17 protein-coding genes are annotated in these 18,949 nt (G+C 40.9%); 12 read left to right on the forward strand and 5 right to left on the reverse strand.

Features of this window, described 5'->3' with window-relative positions; all coding sequences use genetic code 11:
- Nucleotides 1-97: 97 nt before the first annotated feature.
- A complete protein-coding gene (locus tag AB0756_RS14075) occupies nucleotides 98-673 on the reverse strand; it encodes a pentapeptide repeat-containing protein (RefSeq protein WP_038092174.1) in 576 nt (191 codons plus the stop codon).
- A 548-nt stretch (nucleotides 674-1,221) separates the two neighbouring features.
- Here AB0756_RS14075 and AB0756_RS14080 point away from each other — a divergent pair.
- The 9 genes from AB0756_RS14080 (at nucleotide 1,222) to AB0756_RS14120 (ending at nucleotide 11,326) form a co-directional block, all read left to right on the forward strand.
- The gene (locus AB0756_RS14080) at nucleotides 1,222-1,512 is read left to right on the forward strand and encodes a hypothetical protein (RefSeq protein ID WP_137986445.1); all 291 of its coding nucleotides are present in this window, start codon (nucleotides 1,222-1,224) and stop codon (nucleotides 1,510-1,512) included.
- Between the two features lie 302 nt (nucleotides 1,513-1,814).
- Nucleotides 1,815-2,069, forward strand: coding sequence for a DUF4212 domain-containing protein (locus AB0756_RS14085; protein ID WP_038092177.1), 255 nt, complete (start codon nucleotides 1,815-1,817; stop codon nucleotides 2,067-2,069).
- A 9-nt stretch (nucleotides 2,070-2,078) separates the two neighbouring features.
- The gene (locus AB0756_RS14090; RefSeq protein WP_038092180.1) at nucleotides 2,079-3,758 is read left to right on the forward strand and encodes a sodium:solute symporter family protein; all 1,680 of its coding nucleotides are present in this window, start codon (nucleotides 2,079-2,081) and stop codon (nucleotides 3,756-3,758) included.
- Nucleotides 3,759-4,101: 343 nt separating this feature from the next.
- Entirely contained in the window at nucleotides 4,102-5,301 is a 1,200-nt protein-coding gene (locus AB0756_RS14095) for an argininosuccinate synthase (protein WP_038092182.1), read from the forward strand.
- A gap of 208 nt (nucleotides 5,302-5,509) precedes the next feature.
- A complete protein-coding gene (locus tag AB0756_RS14100; protein ID WP_202048756.1) occupies nucleotides 5,510-5,665 on the forward strand; it encodes a hypothetical protein in 156 nt (51 codons plus the stop codon).
- A gap of 5 nt (nucleotides 5,666-5,670) precedes the next feature.
- A complete protein-coding gene (locus AB0756_RS14105) occupies nucleotides 5,671-6,084 on the forward strand; it encodes a hypothetical protein (protein WP_050046232.1) in 414 nt (137 codons plus the stop codon).
- A 485-nt stretch (nucleotides 6,085-6,569) separates the two neighbouring features.
- Nucleotides 6,570-6,908 carry a DUF3040 domain-containing protein gene (locus AB0756_RS14110; protein ID WP_038092185.1) on the forward strand — a complete coding sequence of 113 codons (339 nt, stop codon included), beginning with the start codon at nucleotides 6,570-6,572 and terminating at the stop codon, nucleotides 6,906-6,908.
- 2 nt (nucleotides 6,909-6,910) lie between these two features.
- Nucleotides 6,911-8,992 carry a dynamin family protein gene (locus tag AB0756_RS14115; RefSeq protein ID WP_038092188.1) on the forward strand — a complete coding sequence of 694 codons (2,082 nt, stop codon included), beginning with the start codon at nucleotides 6,911-6,913 and terminating at the stop codon, nucleotides 8,990-8,992.
- A 54-nt stretch (nucleotides 8,993-9,046) separates the two neighbouring features.
- A complete protein-coding gene (locus tag AB0756_RS14120) occupies nucleotides 9,047-11,326 on the forward strand; it encodes a dynamin family protein (RefSeq protein ID WP_038092192.1) in 2,280 nt (759 codons plus the stop codon).
- A gap of 66 nt (nucleotides 11,327-11,392) precedes the next feature.
- On the opposite strand, the gene AB0756_RS14125 is transcribed toward AB0756_RS14120, so the two are convergent.
- Nucleotides 11,393-12,391 carry an RpnC/YadD family protein gene (locus AB0756_RS14125; RefSeq protein WP_038092195.1) on the reverse strand — a complete coding sequence of 333 codons (999 nt, stop codon included), beginning with the start codon at nucleotides 12,389-12,391 and terminating at the stop codon, nucleotides 11,393-11,395.
- A 167-nt stretch (nucleotides 12,392-12,558) separates the two neighbouring features.
- Between AB0756_RS14125 and AB0756_RS14130 the strand changes: the two genes are divergently transcribed.
- The 3 genes from AB0756_RS14130 to AB0756_RS14140 all read left to right on the forward strand — a co-directional run bounded on the left by AB0756_RS14130 (nucleotide 12,559) and on the right by AB0756_RS14140 (nucleotide 15,498).
- Nucleotides 12,559-12,813, forward strand: a complete 255-nt coding sequence (locus AB0756_RS14130; RefSeq protein ID WP_408103996.1) for a hypothetical protein — start codon at nucleotides 12,559-12,561, stop codon at nucleotides 12,811-12,813.
- Nucleotides 12,814-13,017: 204 nt separating this feature from the next.
- A complete protein-coding gene (locus AB0756_RS14135) occupies nucleotides 13,018-14,244 on the forward strand; it encodes a serine hydrolase (RefSeq protein ID WP_038092198.1) in 1,227 nt (408 codons plus the stop codon).
- Nucleotides 14,245-14,253: 9 nt separating this feature from the next.
- The gene (locus tag AB0756_RS14140) at nucleotides 14,254-15,498 is read left to right on the forward strand and encodes a hypothetical protein (RefSeq protein WP_038092201.1); all 1,245 of its coding nucleotides are present in this window, start codon (nucleotides 14,254-14,256) and stop codon (nucleotides 15,496-15,498) included.
- A gap of 78 nt (nucleotides 15,499-15,576) precedes the next feature.
- Here the strand turns inward: AB0756_RS14140 and AB0756_RS14145 are convergent, their stop codons facing one another.
- From AB0756_RS14145 to AB0756_RS14155, 3 genes are all read right to left on the reverse strand, one after another.
- Nucleotides 15,577-15,960: an SH3 domain-containing protein gene (locus tag AB0756_RS14145; RefSeq protein ID WP_050046231.1), complete on the reverse strand. Its 384-nt coding sequence runs from the start codon at nucleotides 15,958-15,960 to the stop codon at nucleotides 15,577-15,579.
- 369 nt (nucleotides 15,961-16,329) lie between these two features.
- A complete protein-coding gene (locus AB0756_RS14150) occupies nucleotides 16,330-17,703 on the reverse strand; it encodes a DUF2252 domain-containing protein (RefSeq protein WP_038092203.1) in 1,374 nt (457 codons plus the stop codon).
- A gap of 144 nt (nucleotides 17,704-17,847) precedes the next feature.
- Nucleotides 17,848-18,948, reverse strand: a complete 1,101-nt coding sequence (locus AB0756_RS14155; RefSeq protein WP_038092206.1) for a serine hydrolase domain-containing protein — start codon at nucleotides 18,946-18,948, stop codon at nucleotides 17,848-17,850.
- Nucleotide 18,949: the final 1 nt, after the last annotated feature.

Consider the following 18,949-nt stretch of genomic DNA (forward strand, 5'->3'; position numbering starts at 1 on the left):
CCTCAAAATACTACTCTTGCTATTATCGCGTTTATCAATACCAACTACGGAATGAATCACATCACCTGCGGAGGTGCTACTCATTAGGGAATTGTTATCAGCGATCGCTTAAGAGTAAGTCGCCGCTTACTGTCATAGAACTGATGTCAGTATGGCATAAATCAGTTCTCAACAATATTGCTTTTGTCAAGTTTACGTTGTACAAGTCTGCCTGACTCAATTTCGCACCAGTTAGGTTCGCTTTAGTTAAGTTGGCACCTGCTAGATTTGCACCGCTTAAGTTAGCATAGCGTAAATCCGCACCTTCTAAGTTAGTGTTACTGAGATCGGCAAAACTTAAATCGGCTAACCGCAAATCTGCCCTTGTCAGCACCGCCCGGTGTAAATCCGCTTTACAAAGATTTGTACGGATTAAATTAGCTTTGTGTAAATTTGCCCAAATCATGAAAGCTTCAGTTAAGTCTGCCCTCCACAAATTTGCTTCCGCTAGAGTGGCTTCACTTAAAATTGCTCCGCGTAGATTTGCGGCTGATAAAGTCGCGCCCGTAAGATCCGACCGACTCAGATTGATTCTAGCCAGACAGACTTCGCTTAGGTGAACGCGTTGCAAGGACACCTGTAAAAAATCTCTGTTGCCTGCCTTATAGTGTGTTATGAGTTCATTAGCATCCATGTTACAAATTGCAAGGATTGGGAACTTCAGCGCCGAGATAGGTTAGTAATAAAACATTCACCTCCCACCAATGTTCGCTATTCACTGGTGCAGTGCATGAATATCTTTTGTAGACCTATGTTAAATAATGTAACAAATTATTAACTCCATTCAAGTTATTCTCATATTTTTTTTATAAATTCTTACTATTAGTAGATAAAATCAAGTTATCCTTCTTCCTGGATTGGTCTTTCCTCGTACTTTCCCTAGAGTCAGGGCTAGGCTGACTCGTATTGGCTGTTCGATAGCTCTGGGTTTCTAGCACTTTTTGCCTGAGACCTACATAAGTCAGAAATGGTTCACAGATTGCAATCGAGTAATTTTACTTACCCCAGACTGCTCCTTGTCAACAGGAGAGAGTTTGATTTCGGATTTCCCCCCTTTCACGTGTAGGGATTGAGGGGATAGATCGGACTCGTGCGGAAACGTACACAACGGCTCTCATTGGGAGAAGCTGTTTAACCCCTATCATGGCTTGTGGTTGCAGGGGCTATACATGATGCAAAGCTATGTCCGCAACGGCTTACGCCAGTCGCCAGAGCGCGGGAGACCCCTCCCTTGTACTCCTTACGGAGACGCTAAGCGCAAAGCGCACGCTCCGCGAACGCGATGCCGAAGGCTATGCCCGAAGGGCTGTACGCCAGTTGCCAGGGCGCGGGAAACCCGCGTACAGCACTGGTCTCACCGCCTACTTTCTCTGGACTCACCAATTGCGAGCCACCTGTGGCGGAGATTATAGTGGGGGACTTAGATCCTTTACTCCCTTTCAACAAGTGAGAAGTACGAGGGCATATACATAGCTGCCATCTGCCCTCGTACTTCTGACGAATTGTTAAAATCTGTGATGAAAAGATACCACAAACCTTGCCATGAAAAAGGTATTTTTCCTTTTTCCCTCTACCTTTTCCTCAAAACCTAAATAAGGAACTTTCAAATTCAGTCAACTCCCCATTGTATCCATTATTAAGATTGCTATCTACAGAAAAATATTAAGTTTTAATAACAGCAATTGTGTGTGGAAAATTCATAAATTTCTTACCTTTATAAAGGTATAAATCTGGAGTGACCTGATATATTTTTTATTACATAAATAGTAAAAAAAATGGATAAAGAAAAGAGTCGCTCATACTGGCGTGCCAATACTGCTTTAATCCGCAATCTTTTAATAGTTTGGGCGTTAGTATCCCTTGGTTTTAGTATCTTACTGGTACAACCATTGAATGCAATACGGTTCTTTGGCGTACCTTTTGGCTTCTGGATGGCACAGCAGGGGTCGATCCTGATTTTTGTGGTGTTGATTTTCATTTATGCCTTTCAAATGGACAAGCTCGATCGCAAATACAACATTAAAAGGTGAGGAAAAACTGTGTCAGTTGAAATTTGGACGATTATAATAGTCGGGCTTTCTTTCCTGCTCTATCTTTACATTGGATGGCAATCACGAGTTAAGGATAGTCAGGGTTTTTTTGTAGCAGATCGAGGGGTTCCTTCCGTTGCTAATGGTGCAGCGACAGCTGCTGATTGGATGTCCGCAGCCTCGTTTATTTCCATGGCGGGTCTCATTAGTTTTCTGGGCTATGACGGCTCTATTTATCTCATGGGTTGGACAGGAGGATATGTGTTGCTGGCATTACTGTTAGCACCATATCTCCGAAAGTTTGGTAAGTATACAGTCCCCGATTTTGTAGGCGATCGCTACTACTCCAATGTTGCTCGTTTGGTGGCGGTGATAGCAGCCATATTTGTCTCCCTTACTTATGTAGCCGGACAAATGCGAGGAGTGGGCATTGTATTTAGCCGCTTTCTGCAAGTGGATATCAATACAGGTGTCATTATCGGTATGGTAATTGTGGGGTTTTTCTCCGTCTTAGGTGGTATGAAAGGCATCACCTGGACGCAAGTTGCACAATATGCCATCTTGATTGTTGCTTACTTGATTCCGGCGATCGCAATTGCCATGTTACTGACAGGTAATCCCATTCCTCAGTTTGCGTTTACCTTCAGTGATATTGCCAGTAAACTCAATCAACTCCAGGTTGACCTTGGGTTTAAGGAGTATACCCAGGCATTTGTGAACAAGTCCGCCATTGACGTACTATTCATTACTATTGCACTGATGGTAGGGACTGCCGGACTACCCCATGTGATAGTACGTTTTTATACAGTACCTGACGTGCGCTCGGCTAGATTTTCAGCAGGTTGGGCGCTCTTATTTATTGCCATTCTTTATACCACTGCTCCAGCCCTTTCCATGTTTGCCCGTTACAATCTCATCAATACTCTGCACAACACTACAATTGAGCAAGTGAGGCAGTTAGACTGGGCAAACAAATGGGAAAAGACAAAACTCTTGTCTTTTGAGGATAAGAACGGTGATGGACGTTTTCAGTTAGCCCCACAAAAAGACAAAACCGAAATTACAATTGACCCAGACATTATTGTGCTATCCACCCCAGAAGTTGCCAAACTAGCACCTTGGGTGATTGCTCTTGTAGCAGCCGGTGGTTTGGCAGCTGCGTTGTCCACAGCATCAGGTTTGTTGCTGGTTATTTCCAGTTCCATTGCTCATGATGTCTACTATCGGATAGTCGATCCGCAAGCCTCAGAACAAAAACGATTATTTGTTGGACGCATCATGGTAGGTTTGTCCCTCGTCCTTGCTGGATATTTTGGGGTCAATCCACCCGGATTTGTCGGTCAAGTTGTTGCTTTCGCCTTTGGCTTAGCCGCCTCTAGCTTTTTCCCAGTCATTATTCTGGGCATTTTCGACAAGCGAACCAACAAAGAAGGCGCAATTGCAGGTATGCTAACTGGTTTAATTTTCACAATAGTATACATTGTGGGTGTTAAGTTTCTCGGTATGCCAGCTTGGTTCTTTGGAGTTTCTGCAGAAGGGATTGGGACTTTAGGCATGATTATCAACTTGATTGTCACACTTGTGGTTTCTCGTTTGACTCCCCCACCACCCTTGGAAATTCAAGCATTGGTAGAAGATTTACGCAGCCCGGAGATTGAAGAAGAACAAGGAGTTAGAACCGTTCATTAACACTTCTTTCACTGGTGTAGGAGGTTAGCACTGCTAGCCCTTTCAAGATAACTTGTAAAATTTTGCTCTAGAGAGCATTGTTCGTCTATTTCTCTGCGCTCTCCGTGTCTCTGTGGTTTAAAAAATAATTGATTTAACCGCAGAGGCGCAGAGGGCGCAGAGGTAAGAGAAGAGAGTGAGGATACGGGCGAAGATGACTTTCTGTAGAGTATTATATGATACTAATTATTGATGTATATTATATGACAAATACTTAAAATTTTTTAATTTGTATAAAAGCAAAATTTATTACGTAAAATAATGACTCATTGCTTTGCTTTTAATTTGCTAACTGGAGAGATAAATGGGTCGCGCAAAAAAGGTGGTTTTGGCTTATTCTGGCGGAGTTGATACTTCCGTATGCATTCCCTACCTCAAGCATGAGTGGGGAGTCGAAGAAGTTATCGCTCTCGCCGTAGATTTAGGACAAGGTGATGAATTAGCTCCAGTCAAAGAAAAAGCACTGAAATCCGGTGCAAGTGAATCTTTGGTGGCGGATGTTAAGGAAAGTTTTGTCAAGGATTACGCTTTTCCAGCCATTCAAGCGAATGCTATCTATGAAAATCGGTATCCCCTAGCAACAGCTCTCGCCCGTCCGTTGATTGTGAAGGTGTTAGTAGAGACAGCAGTGAAATATGGAGCGGATGCGATCGCACACGGTTGCACTGGGAAAGGAAACGACCAGGTGCGCTTTGATGTTTCTACTGTTGCTCTCAACCCCAATCTTAAGATACTTGCACCAGCAAGAGAATGGGGAATGAGCCGTGAGGAAACAATTGCCTATGGCGAACGATATGGTATTCCTGCACCAGTGAAAAAATCTTCACCCTATAGCATTGACCGTAACTTGCTTGGAAGGAGTATAGAAGCAGGGGTTTTGGAAGACCCTAATGTAGAACCACTTGAAGAAATCTACGCGATGACGAAGGCAATAGCAGATACTCCCAACGAGCCAGAGTATGTTGAAATTAGTTTTACTAGGGGTATACCTACTGCAATCAACGGCGAACCCAAAAATCCAGTAGAGTTGATCGAACAACTAAACCAGGTGGTAGGAAACCACGGAGTTGGACGCATTGACATGATAGAAAACCGCTTGGTAGGTATAAAATCGCGGGAAATATACGAAGCTCCTGCCATGACCGTGTTAATTCAAGCACATAGGGATTTGGAGAGCTTAACTTTAACCGCAGATGTAACGCACTACAAGCGTGGTATTGAAGAGACATACAGCCAATTGGTTTACAATGGTCTGTGGTACAGTCCACTCAAAACAGCCTTAGATGCTTTCATTCAGAAGACACAAGAGCGGGTTTCTGGAACTGTACGGGTAAAACTTTTCAAAGGGAATGCCACTATTGTTGGGCGAACCTCCGAGAATAGCCTTTACACTCCTGATTTGGCTACCTACGGTGCTGAGGATAAATTTGACCACAAAGCAGCTGAAGGTTTCATTTACGTTTGGGGGCTTCCAACACGTATTTGGGCGCAGCAGGAAAGGTAGACAAAGGGAGTAGGGAGTTGGGAATGTTCCTTTTTCACAGCAAAGTTTCCCAAAGTACGTCCCTCCTCTCGTTCCCAGGCTCCGCCTGGGAATGTACATCCAGAGGCTCCGCCTCGCATTAGCTATGCAGGGCGAGAAAGAACTACAGATACACTGTGTAATAAAATCGTAGGAAACTGCCACAATTTACTGATGTCCTCAATAAAGTTTGATAGCAATTTTCCTACGACAAAAACATGACAAGATTTCTTTACGACCAATTTACCAAAAATTATCTCAAAAAGTTTATTTGTTTGGCGAGTGGTATCGAGCAGCAATTGTTGCAATTCATCAGTTACCACCTACGGAAGAAACACATGGCTGAGGATTTTGGGGAAAGGAAAGGTACAGCAACAAGCTATCCAAGAACTGCAAGCGTTATCTGAGGATAATCCCTTGCGAGAAGTGGCGCTAGATTTATTAAGTAGTCTGAAGACAATTCTAGAACTCAAACAAGATTTAGACCAAGAGGAGAGGGAATTAATTATGCAGTTATCACCTGTTTACGAACAACGGCTTGCGGAAGCTAGAGAACAAGGAATCCAACAAGGAGTTCAAGCAGACCGTTGCCTGACAATAGATACTGTGCTGAGAGGGCGGTTTGGAACCGTGGATGAGGAATTAGCAGCTGTAATTCAGCCAATCGTTGATTTACCTTTACAAGAGTATGCTGCTTTGTTATTACAATTGCCTAACTTGTCGCGTGAAGATTTGTTAGCGAGATTTCGCAACAGCGATCGCTAACAACTGAAATCGTGTTTTGGTCAACACTGATATGCCGTTTGTAGTTGTGCTGTCTGTGCCTGTAGCACGCAAAGGTGGCGGACCCATGCATCGTAACTACAAGCGACTAATTTTTTTCTCTTTTCTTTACACAACCCGAAAATCGATATTGATGTTGTCGTTGTCAGGGTTGTTCCTGTTGCGACTGGAGGCTTGTGAATAAAAAATATCTTAAAATCTCTTGTGGTGCTAGTATTTTGTCTCTGATACTCTGCAGCAGTCCTCACTGAGTTACAAACACATCTTCCTCGTCCTCCTTGTCTTCCTTGTCTCCCTTGTCCGGATTTCAAATAGGATTGCAATATCTCTGGTTTCGGAAGAAGCCGGGGATCTCATGAGAACAAAAACAGTACTTGCACTGATGTTACTCTAACTGTTTGTAAGTTATTTTACTTATCATCCATTTTTAGTGCTGATATTATCCTAATTGATTGGAGTAACCAAGGGTGAAATCTCCAGAAGATAAGTATAAAGACTTAGAACGGGTTGAGCGTCAACTCCGGGAAAAAGAGACAGAACTGAGACTGCGTGAGTTAGAAAATCAAATGAATGCTGACAATGCTGAGGTTTATCAAACTGTAAAGCATCAGCCTGACAAGTTTGATAAACCCTGGCAAAAAAAAGCTATTTTAGGAGCTAAATTATTTGCGCTTGGAGTTCTAGCGATCGTTGCTGTCAAGGTCGCATCAGTTTTAGCAGGAATTGTCATTGTTGGGTTGCTTGGATTTGTTACATATAAACTCTTTTTCGACCCAACAAGTAAAAATATTTTTAGGAAAAAATAAACATGGTTGCTCAAGTAGGAACTGATACATTTCTCAATGACTTAGAGCGTGTCGTACAAGTTCGCTCAGAAGTTGCTGTTGCTTTAAATAAAATAGCTGACACAATCGAGCGAGCGGAAGTCGCTGGAGATACAACATCTGGAAAACTCAGTTTAGAACGCGATATTGAAGATATTAAAGTAGCTACTAAAAATCTCCACACTGGTGTTTTTCGCTTACTCGTTTTGGGAGATATGAAACGGGGTAAAAGTACCTTACTGAATGCCTTATTAGGTGAAAATTTGTTACCAAGTGATGTCAATCCCTGTACGGCGGTATTAACAGTTTTACGCCATGGAGCGGAAAAAAAAGTCACTGTCTATTATAATGATGGCAAAAGCCCGCAACAGTTAGATTTTCAAAACTTTAAATTTAAATATACTATCGATCCACAAGAAGCAAAAAAACTAGAGCAAGAGAAAAAGCAAGCTTTCCCAGATGTTGATTATGCAGTGGTTGAGTATCCTTTGCCTCTACTTGAAAAGGGGATTGAAATTGTTGATAGCCCAGGATTGAATGATACAGAAGCAAGAAACGAATTATCGTTGGGTTACGTTAATAACTGTCATGCCATTTTGTTTGTGATGAGAGCATCGCAACCTTGTACTCTTGGAGAAAGACGCTATCTAGAAAATTATATCAAAGGTCGGGGGCTGTCAGTTTTCTTTCTTATTAATGCTTGGGATCAAGTCAAGGAATCTTTGATTGACCCTGACGACGCCGAAGAATTAAAATCTGCTGAGGATAGATTGAGGCAAGTTTTCCGGGCTAATTTATCGGAATACTGTTATGTGGATGGTCACGATATCTATGATGAACGAGTGTTTGAAATTTCTTCCATTCAAGCACTGCGCCGCAGATTGAAAAATTCTCAGGCTTCGTTAGAGGGAACTGGCATTCCTGAATTTACGGGTTCGCTGAATACTTTTCTGACTCGTGAAAGAGCGATCGCAGAACTGCGCCAAGTTAGAACACTAGCAAGACAAGCATGCAATCGCACTCGCGAAGCGATCGAAAGAAGAATCCTCTTACTTGACCAAGATGTCAACCAATTGCGAACAAGAATTAACTCTGTAGAACCCGAATTCAAAAAACTCACCAGTATCCGAGACCAATTTCAGCAAGAAATCAGAAATACCAGTGACACCAAATCTAAAGCTGTGGCGGATTCGTTCCGCGACTACGTTTTGGGCTTGGGAAATACTTTTGAAACAGATTTTCTCCGCTATCAGCCAGAATTAAATCTGTTTGATTTTCTTAGCAGTGGGAAACGAGAAGCGTTTAACATCGCATTGCAAAAAGCTTTTGAACAATATATCACCGATAAATCTGCTGCGTGGACTTTAACAGCAGAAAAAGACATCAGTGCTGCTTTTGCCCAACTTTCCAGAAGTGCAGCACAGTATGGTGCATCTTACAATCAAGTTACAGACAGAATCACAGAACAATTGACAGGAGAAAAAGTCAAAGTTAACACGAATACCACAACTGAAGAAGATAATTCTCCTGGTTGGGCGAAGTGGGCGATGGGATTGTTATCCCTATCTCGCGGTAACCTAGCTGGTGTAGCCATGGCTGGTGCTGGTTTTGACTGGAAAAATATCCTGTTAAATTACTTTACTGTGATTGGCATTGGTGGGATAATTACAGCTGTCACGGGTGTTTTCCTCGGACCTATTGGATTTGCTTTGCTGGGGTTGGGTGTTGGCTTTTTGCAAGCAGATCAAGCACGTAAAGAGTTAGTCAAAACAGCAAAGAAAGAGTTAGTGAAGTATTTGCCACAAGTCGCCCAAGAGCAATGGCATACCGTTCATAAAGCTGTAAAAGAGTGCTTTGACTCTTATGAAAAAGAAGTCAGCACGCGGATTAATGATGATATCTCCGCTCGAAAATCGGAGTTGGACAATTTGCTCAAGCAAAAGGAAACTCGCGAAATCGATCGCGAAACTGAATTGAAGCGGTTGAAAAAGTTAGAAGAAGACATCTTTGCTCAAATGCAGACAGTTGAGTCAGCTTACAACAATTTATTAGCTTACTACAGTTAGCTTTACTTGTTCCCAGGTTGAGTCTGGGAACGAGAAAACAAAGAGAAGAAAAGTATGCAACCACAGCAAAAAGAAGATTACCAACAACTAGCAGATGCTCTAAAATCGGTATCTGCTTTGCTCGATTTAGATTCTAAATCGCAACTGCATCAAGATACGCTCGCTCTCTGCAATTACCTCACTTATCCCAAGTTTCGGATTGCAGTCTTTGGACCGTTTAATCACGGTAAGTCTACCCTAATCAATGCTATGTTGGGCGATCGTGCTTTGCCAATAGATTTGATTCCTACAACTGGTGCTGCAATTATTGTTAGATATGGAACTAGCCTCAGAACTCGGATTCTTCTAACAGATGGAACAGAAATTTATCGCAACGGAACTGAAGTTTTAAAGCAATTTGCTGTTTTAGATAATGACAGGCGAATGCGAAGCGATGTCGCGTCCGTAGAAGTTTTTTGTCCCCATCCCTTCTTAGATACTGGTGTAGAATTTTTGGATTTACCGGGAACAAATGACAGAGAAGAACAAGATAATTTAGTTCGCCAACAACTTTTGAGTGCAGATCTCGTCGTACAACTTCTTGATGCTCGCAAGTTAATGACTTTAGGAGAAAGAGAAAACTTACGGGATTGGTTATTAGAACGGGGTATTAAAACAGTTATTTTTGTTGCTAATTTTATTAATTTACTCGAGCCAGAAGACCAAAAACAAGTCCAAAATCGCTTGCGGTTTGTCGCTGAAAGTTTTAGAGCAGACTTACCGCCTGGTTTTAGCAATTTATATCGTGTTGATGCTTTACCTGCGTTAAGAGCAAGACTCAAAGGAGATGTTGCAGCCGCTAGTAGTAGCGGTTTAGTTACTTTTGAATCTGCTTTGCAAAATATTGTGTCAATCTTTCAACAAAATAGCCAAAAAGTACGTTTGCCAAGAGTAGAACCTCTAGCTTTTCAAGTTCAACAAGCGTTACAAGTAAAAATAACTCCCTTGCAAAGTGAAATCAAAGTATTTGATGAAAAACAGAAGGCTAAAAATGAAATAAAAATCCGTGCAGAACAACTCATCAAAAAAGGCTTTGCTGCTAGTCTGTCTAAGTTACGCGATTGGTTAGCTTTACCCAGTTTACGAGATAAGTACCAGGCTGATGCAGCCGTTGCACTCGCACAAGGTAATTTTAAAAATTGGGAGCGAGAGACTCTGAAAAAAGATTTGAAAGAGTTACAACAAGATATAGTGAAATGGCTGTACCAAGCATACGAATTTTTTCAAGAAGAACGTCCAGAGGATTTACTAATTCCTTTACCGGATGAACCAAAAGTGATTTTACCTCCTCAGCCAGGGAGTTCTGAGATTTTGAGCGAACCGGGTTCGGTAGCTGTTGGAGGTGGTATAGGTTGGCTGTTAGGCGGTCCTATAGGTGCTGCTGTTGTTGGCAGTATTTCCTATTTAGTGAATAAGAAAATACAACAAGAGGGTGAAAAAACAACAAAGGAATCTTACCATCAACAAGTTGCAAAACTTTGTCTTGATGCTGTTGATAGCTATTTGATTTGTCTCAGCGATCGCGGATTATCTATACTAAGTGAATGTGAGAAAAATTCTGCCAAAATCATTTATTTTTCAGAAGGTAAAGAACAAGAGCCTTTGGAAATAACTCAAAAGCGCCAGGAATTATGGCAGTTACAAAATGGATTATATCAGTTGCACGAACAGTTAGAAAAAACTTTGAAAATTCCCATTCCTCCTGAAGTAAAAATGGCAGCGACAATGCCTAAACCCCAAGATTTGCGATCGGTATACCGTCAATCAGGTAAGGGGGTCAAGGAGGAAGTAGGGACAAGGGGACAAGGGGATAAGGGAGATAAGGGGGACAAGGGAGATAAGGGATACAAGGGAGACAGGGGAGATAAGGGATACAAGGAAGACAAGGGAGATAAGAGGAATTTTGCTGGATCTGCGCGAATTCCATCACCTCCACCTCCTAATGTGAAAGACGTAGAAGTAAAATTCCGTGCTTGGGAAATTGATGAAGAAATAGCACAGATGAAAGCAAACATGGCTTCATCGAGTTCTCAAGCGAGCCAGCAACAAAAATCCACTCAAAGTAACAAAGTACCAAATCAACCATCAGCACAGACAGATAAAGAAAAAATTCAAAATGCTTATACTATTTTGGGTTTGCACCCTGGTGCTTCGCAGTCTGAGGTGAAACAGGCGTATCGAACTTTAGTGAAAAAATGGCATCCCGATCTATTTATGAATAATCCACAACAGCAAAAACAGGCTCAAGAGAAAATGAGGTTAATTAACGAGGCTTATGCGCTGTTGGATGGTTAATATAATTTGTAGTTTTTGTATGGTGCGTTAGGCTTTGCACTTCGCACCATCATGCGATTGTAACTATCAAATATCAATTGTGGGTTGATAAATTTGGCGCAATTCCTCTGGGGTATCGACTGATTCCAAAGCTTTGAGAATTGCTTCTAATAAACTTATGTCTTGAATTGCTTCAATTTCAGGTAATAAAGTTTGACCTAGTTCACCAAATTTTAGTTTCAAACCTAAGGATATACCCTTTTTTAGTCCTTCTTGCAGTCCTTCTTGCAGTCCTTCTTGTCTTCCTTCCTGTTTACCTTCCTGTTTACCTTTTTTAATCCCCAATTGTTCGACACTCGTAATATACGGCATACTTTTAGACTCCTCAAAATTCCGAAATTCCTGCCAAAATTCTTGCTCTAATTCTTCAGGGAGGCTCATTATCCAATCGATTAACTTGAATAAGTTAATAATATCCTCCCGACTGAAGCCCAACTCGTATAATCGTTTAGTCAATTCTAGCTTCGACTGAAGCCTTTTTATGCGATTATTACGGGTTTGTTGAGCTTTCAAGTGGGTCATCACTACCACTGCAAAGGGATTGCGGCTGGCTTCAAGTTCTAACCACCTTGATTGATAGTCTAGCAATTTTACAATCGGAAATTTAAAGTCAACTTCACAACCAAATAACTGATAACCAAATTGATTCGGTCGCCAATTGCTGCGTTCATCTCCCAGAACCGCCAACGAAGCCACCGATCGCTTGTAACAGTCATAGATGCGGTAGTTATAGATAAACATTCTTTGAGCAAAGTCGCTTTCTTCTTGACTTTGGATTTCAATGTGTACAAGCACCCAAACTTGTTTTCCCGTTTTCAGGTAAATTTTCACCAGTTTATCTGCCAATCGCCTCCCAAGTTGTGCATCCCGCATGACTTGCTGGAGTTCTTTGTCTAAGAACTCTGGTGCATGAGTCCAATCCACCTCCCCATGCGCTTGTGGGAAAAAGAAGCGCATGAAGTCTTCAAAATATATTTGTAGTATATCTTTCCAAGGACTATCAAATTCTGTTTGCGGGTTGCTCATATTTAACTCTTATCCTCCTGTTCACAGAGGTTTGCTGTATCAGAGTTACATATAAATGACAAGATTACATAAATTGAGACCGTCTGAGAGCAATTTGGTCTCATTTGAGACCAATTGGGTGACAAATATCTAACTGGATGCTATTATCCAAAATTCAGTCACTACAGATGAACGCAAATAACTTGTGTCTCATCTCCATAAGAATTGCTAGTATACTTAATAACCTCATGATGACTTTAAGCCTTAGCAGCGAACAAACTCTTTACTTACTGCTACTCACCCATTGGTTGGTTGGTGCTATGGCGGGGGTCTTTGCTTGGTATAAAGGTCGATCTTTAAAATTGTGGCTGTTTTTAGGTCTAACTTGTGGTATCGCTGCTTTGCTTGTAGCACTCGTGATGAAGCCAAAACAATCAGTGTGAACTTAAATTTTACCTCTGTGCGATCGCACATCCTTAAGCCCCTATCCCCTACTCCTTAAATACAACCTATTGACTTGAGAACATAACTCTGGTACATTACGCCGTATTCTATTAAACAGGTGATAAACAAACCGAATAATCAAGCAATCGTGCTTAGCTAAGGTTTCTTAATAAGAAAGCCAAGGGTCTTGCATTGCAAAAGAAATGAAAAAATTAAATCCTGCAATAGTTTTACTGATAATTTTAGGCTTATCAGTGAGTATTCGATTGACTAAATCTCTCACAAAAGGCTCGGTACATTCTTCCGTTACGCAACCATTTCATTCAGAAGTATTAAGACCATCTGTTGAACCTCAATTTGTTCCCGTTCGCGCTTCTATCAAGACATCCGATCGCAAAACTGTTAAACCGCGTACAACTCCAGAAGACTTACCGAATTGGGCTATTGCTCAATCTCTGCCTTTTCCCTCCCGTCAACCAGGGCAAGAAGATTCTGAAGTTCATTACAATCTCAAAACTTCTCCCAATTTCAAATATAGCCCAAAATTACAAAAAATTGTTAACGATGCTGTGAATCTTGCAAGCGAGCGAGATTTGCCCAAACAGCAAATATCAATAACTTTGATAGATGCAAAAACTGGTGAAACAGCGGGATACAAACAAGATACTCCCAGGTATCCTGCTAGTGTCATCAAAATGTTTTGGATGGTCGTTTTATACGCGCAACTAGAAAATAATATCTGGGAAAGTGAAGATGACTTTACTCCCTACCTCCGCAAAATGATTGAGGAATCTGATAACGAAGCAGCTAGCTTAATTGTTGACTTAATCACAAGTACCCGTTCTAGCCCAACCTTGAAAGAAGAAAAATTTGAACTCTGGAAATACAAACGACAGCAAATCAATCGGTTTTTTCAAGAAGCTGGTTACAAAAATATTAACATTATCCAAAAAACATTTCCCATCTACCATATCAATTTTCCAGAACCTAAAGGAAGTGAATCTCAATTATTAGGCGTTCCAATTCGACATTGGAATAAGATAACTACAAGACACGCATCTCGATTGATTTATGAAATTTGTTATGCCAAACAAGCTGTTTCGCAAGAAGCTAGCTCTAAAATGTGTGAATGGCTCAAAAGAGATTTAAACCCGAAAGTTTGGAAAAAAAATTTAGATTCAGGTTTTAATCCTATATGGACCTTTTTTGGGGAAGGATTGTCTAATACAGATGTTCAACTTTATTCTAAAGCTGGCTGGACATCTATTGCACGGACAGAAACAGCAATGATTGATACAGGTAACAAAGGAACAACTTATATTTTGGTTGTTTTCTCTAGCACTTCAGCATATGCTGATGATGTTCAAATTTTCCCAAAAATTTCTCGTCTTGTTTATAAACGCATGATTTCCCGTAGTTCAAACAAATAATCCTCAATTATGAATAAAATTCCCAACCTTAAGACTTTCTTATCTATTTTTTGCCTTATTTCTGGAGGTCTTCTTTTACTGCGTAGCTGTCATTTTAGCAAAACCTATGAGAGTACAAATAACACAATTCAAGCCTCTAACGATCGGCTGCGAGTTAATTCAATTTCAAAAACAAAAGCTTCTCCAAAATTAGTCAAGCCAAAAGCTGCTGTAGAAGTTACACCAAAGTTGGATGAATCCAAAGCTGAAGATTTAACCAATACAGCAAAATTCCTTGCTGGTATACAAGTCGAAAATAATCCGCTTGCCAAGTTTCAACAAAGTGATGGCTGGCGATCGCATCAACAATTTTTTAACAATGCCTGGTCAAAGTTGGAAGCACGACAGTTGCAAAAGGTAAGAAATTGGTCGCAACAAGAACTCAACCAAATTAATACTATTGCTCCATCTATATTTTATCCCTTTAGCGGTCCTGATTTTTTATATGCTTATTCTTTATTTCCGAAAGGCGACAAATATGTACTGGTAGGTTTAGAACCAGTGGGTATAATTCCCAATCTGTCAAATCTTTCGGAAAATCAGCGAAATTTGAAATTGCAGGAAATTAGAAGTTCTCTCTACGCCATCCTACAATTCAGCTTTTTTATGACTAATGATATGAAGGTAGATTTAAGAAACCAAGGAGTATTGCCTATTTTGTACGTGTTTTTAGCACGTACTCAAAATCGCATTATTAATATCCAATATATCGGATTGAATAAAAATGCCGATATCGAACAATATAAAAAGGGACTAATTCCTGGTGTAAAAATTGATTTTGTTGCCAAAGGAGAAGAGCGATCGCGTTCTTTATATTATTTTTCCAATGACTTATCCAATTATGGGTTGGAAAAAAGACCGGAATTTAGTCGGTTTATCACTAAATTAGGTGAAAAAGTGACTTATTTAAAAGCAGCATCTTATCTAATGTACAATGAGGGATTCTCCGATATTAGAAAGCAAATTTTAGCTGAAAGCAGTCATGTATTGCAAGATGATTCTGGTATGCCTCTCACCGCTTTTAATCGTTCTCAATGGAATTTAAAGTTTTATGGTTCATACACCAGTCCCATAGGGTTGTTTGCAAATCGCTATCAGCCAAGTTTAAGAAGCATCTATCGAAATAATGAGAGTATCGAGCCTCTAGACTTTGGTATTGGTTATAAGTATGGAGCGAATAATTCAAATTTGATGTTGGCTGAAGGCATGAATTAAGTACCAACTTTAACTCAAAAGCGTTCGCAGTTAATAGCGCTATTCACTCCCCTAACTGTAAAAGAGCTTTGAAGATTCTTAATTGAAGCATTCAGGAGATATAAAATCTTCACGAACCCAACCACGTGCTCCGCTTTTTGGAAAGCCAACTCTATACCAAACAGATCCTTGGCGTTCCACAGTTGCTAAGTCTCGAGGGCTACCCCCTACTTCTCGTAGAATGTGAACGCGATCGCCTACAAGCCCGTAACCTTTGTCTGGAAAATTTGTCCCAGGTCCGGAGCGCAAATTAATTCGCGATCCATACTCTTGACCTATCAATGTTGCCATGCAATAAGACATCTCAGATCGAGCAATTTTTGATTGTTGTGCAGATGCTGGAAGCGCTGATACTGTCAAAGTTGCAATCAATCCGCTCAAGGCAACTAATTGAGTTCTGCCTGAAAAAATACGCTGAATCATTTCTATTGTTTCTCCTAATTAATAACTTGCGATTTTGGAGGAATTGTTTATCTCTAGTTCTGTTCTACTCCAAAATATTTAGTCATTCCAGAAAAAGCTTTTAAAAATTTAGTGAAGTTAGATCTCTGAAAATAATGCTCTCCAACTTAGGTATTTAGCGTGTTTCAGCCTAATTATAAAGTTTTGGTAGATGAGAAAGTGACTTTAGCCAAAAAAATACTTAAACCCAGTCAACTTTCAATACTCCAACGGCAGCTTGATATTTTCTAGTATTTTGCAATGAACAATATAAAGTTTGGACATGATAGTTACGCCCATCTCGTACATGAAATATTGCCTGAGGAAATTTGGAACTTTATGTTGCGATGTTTAGTAGAGTGGCACCCCTTGGTTATAAGCATTGACAAAACTAGTGTAGTCACAATCAACTTGAGTCGCATAATCTACAGCAAAGTTAACTATTTCATTTTTGAATGCAGCCTTATTACCACTTGTTATATCAGTGACTTCTTTATCAACACTTACAGCAACAATTGCAGTATTGTAGTCTCGATCGGAGATGGCATGATTTTTAGCCACAACCTTCCCTGCATACACCATCGCATCCATGAACTTTGACTTGGTGGTTAGCAATTTGCAGTCAAAGTCCACTTGATAAGGAGATTTTTCATGCAGCATAAAAGGAACACCACTAACAGTCGTGTAACCAACTAAGGGGTCAGTATTAGAAAGCATTGCTTTGGTGGCAATGGTCACTCTTTTCCCCTCATGCTCCTCATAAATGGAACTTGGCAGCAGAGAGGGAACTGCGAGCGCTACTGCACTAGGTCCTTCCTGCTTCATTTCTAAAATGCGATCGTCATCGGTCGCTGAACTTTGACCTTCAATCAGCAAGTAATATCGGTATTTGCCGAGACTGCCAGTGCCAGAACCTAATTTGAGGCGAATATCCTTTAGCGTATAGTAACTATTGCTGTATCGTTTACTGCTAGGAATAGAAGCTATGTAGTGCCTCATAGCAGCAGCAATAGCTGAATAAGTATTGCCAGATACAGTTTGGAGTTTAGAAGTTGTCTGGAAGACTCTACGATTGCTGTTATTTAACAGTGTGTATTTATTGAGCAAGCTAGAACGGCTTTTGCCTGCTACCTCTTGAATTAAATCCTTCACCACACCGTTCGTATTGCTCTGTTCGAGATGGTAGGATCGCTCGTCGTCAGTCCCCTGGAAATCACTCATTTTGTTCAAGTAAGCATCTAAAAAAGTCCGCACAATATCTCGAGCATCACTGGAACTCAAGGTGTTCTCTTTAGCTGCTAGGAGAATAGAAACAGCTATACGTCGCAAATCCCAAACATAGGGACCAAGATAAGCTTCATCAAAATCAGTCGTGTCAAAGACGTTATTACCGTTGCTATCCCTCATTCCTCCAAGATTCTGCAAGTGCATATCTCCCTCTAACCAAATAGCTGACGTAGAGGAATTGACAAAGCCAGAACTGGGTAAGGTTTGCATATCGCGGTAGAAGATGTGAGCCGTCCCGCGATAAAAGGCAAAGGGGCTAACTTTCATCTTTTGCATTTTCCTTACCAGTTCTTGAGGTAATTGAGAAGCAAAGGGATGGTTGTACTGATAAATTTCATTTTCCACCCAAGTTGAACGGGGAGTCGCAGCTTGAGATGGAGATGCTTGACCCAAAGTCAAGATGAAGACGGTAACGATTGCAAATATTCGTTGGAGCATACAGATTTCTTACGCAGTAAAAAAAATGGCTCTGGTGGGAATTTGGACTAGTTGGATTATATGATTATCGCTCGGGGAGAGTCCACCGACAGGGAACCGCCAAACCGCTTGGGTTGGTGCAACTCCAAATCTCTACCCACGAACTCAATAATCTATCATCGAGAAGTTGAAGGCTGGGTGTTTTCCACCTATTGCGTGAGAAACAATTTTGGGGCAGATTCTTAAACCATTTTGGCTGTTAGTTAAAATGACAATTCCTGTTTTTAATTCTCGAGAAGCAATGGTGAAGCTTTTAAATGTACCGAGATCGCCCCAATGCCAAAAAAAAGTGTGACCTTCTACTCTTTCTAATCCCCAACCTAATCCCCAATCTAGAAACTGATTGATTTTAATTTGCGATCGCAACATCCCTTCCAGACTATCTTGTGTCAGTATGGGGGTATTAACCTTACCAGAACCCATCATAGCCAAGAGAAATTTTGCATAGTCAGTAGCAGTGGTACGCAAACTCCCAGCTACGCTTCCCCGTTTTGATTGACTCATGGGTATTGGTTTGCCTTTGCGATCGTGTCCGTCACTTGCTGTACTTTGATAATCACTTCGCCACACAAGGCTACTGCTGTTCATTCCCAAAGGGTTGAAAATTTGTTGGCGCAAATACTCATCTATAGGCTGTTGGGTAATGTCTTGTACGACTTTTTGTAAGTAAAGATACCCTTCCCCGGAATAACTAAATTTTGTGCCGGGAGGAAATTTAATTGTCAGAGGGTTGTTACCACTCCAATTGGGAAAACCAGTTGTATGAGATAACACCTTACGAACATTAATGAGTTTGATTCGGGGATCGGAGATATAGGGTTTAGCAGTATATTTTGAGAGGGGAGCATCTAGATCGAGCTTTCCCTGTTCCACTAATTTCAATACGGCATAAGCAAATAAAGGCTTATTTAAGGAAGCAGCAGCAAATACACTATCGTTAGTGACTGGTTTTTTGGTGTATCTATTTCTGACTCCAAAACCACGATTCCAAAACAACTCTCCATTTTGAATAATTGCCAGCCCCAAACCCGGAATTAACTCAGCTTGCATGAGGGCGGGGACTTGGGCTTCCAAATTAGCAATGATTTTATCTGCACAGAAAACAGAACGGTTGCGGTACAAGCTAACCAGACCAAAAGCAGAAAGACTAATGAAAGCCTTTGTGCTGTGGTGGAGAAATTGTCTTCGAGAGAAAACCTTGGGCATT

The organism is Tolypothrix campylonemoides VB511288_2 (genome assembly GCF_045999855.1).
Classification (GTDB): domain Bacteria; phylum Cyanobacteriota; class Cyanobacteriia; order Cyanobacteriales; family Nostocaceae; genus Scytonema; species Scytonema bouteillei_A.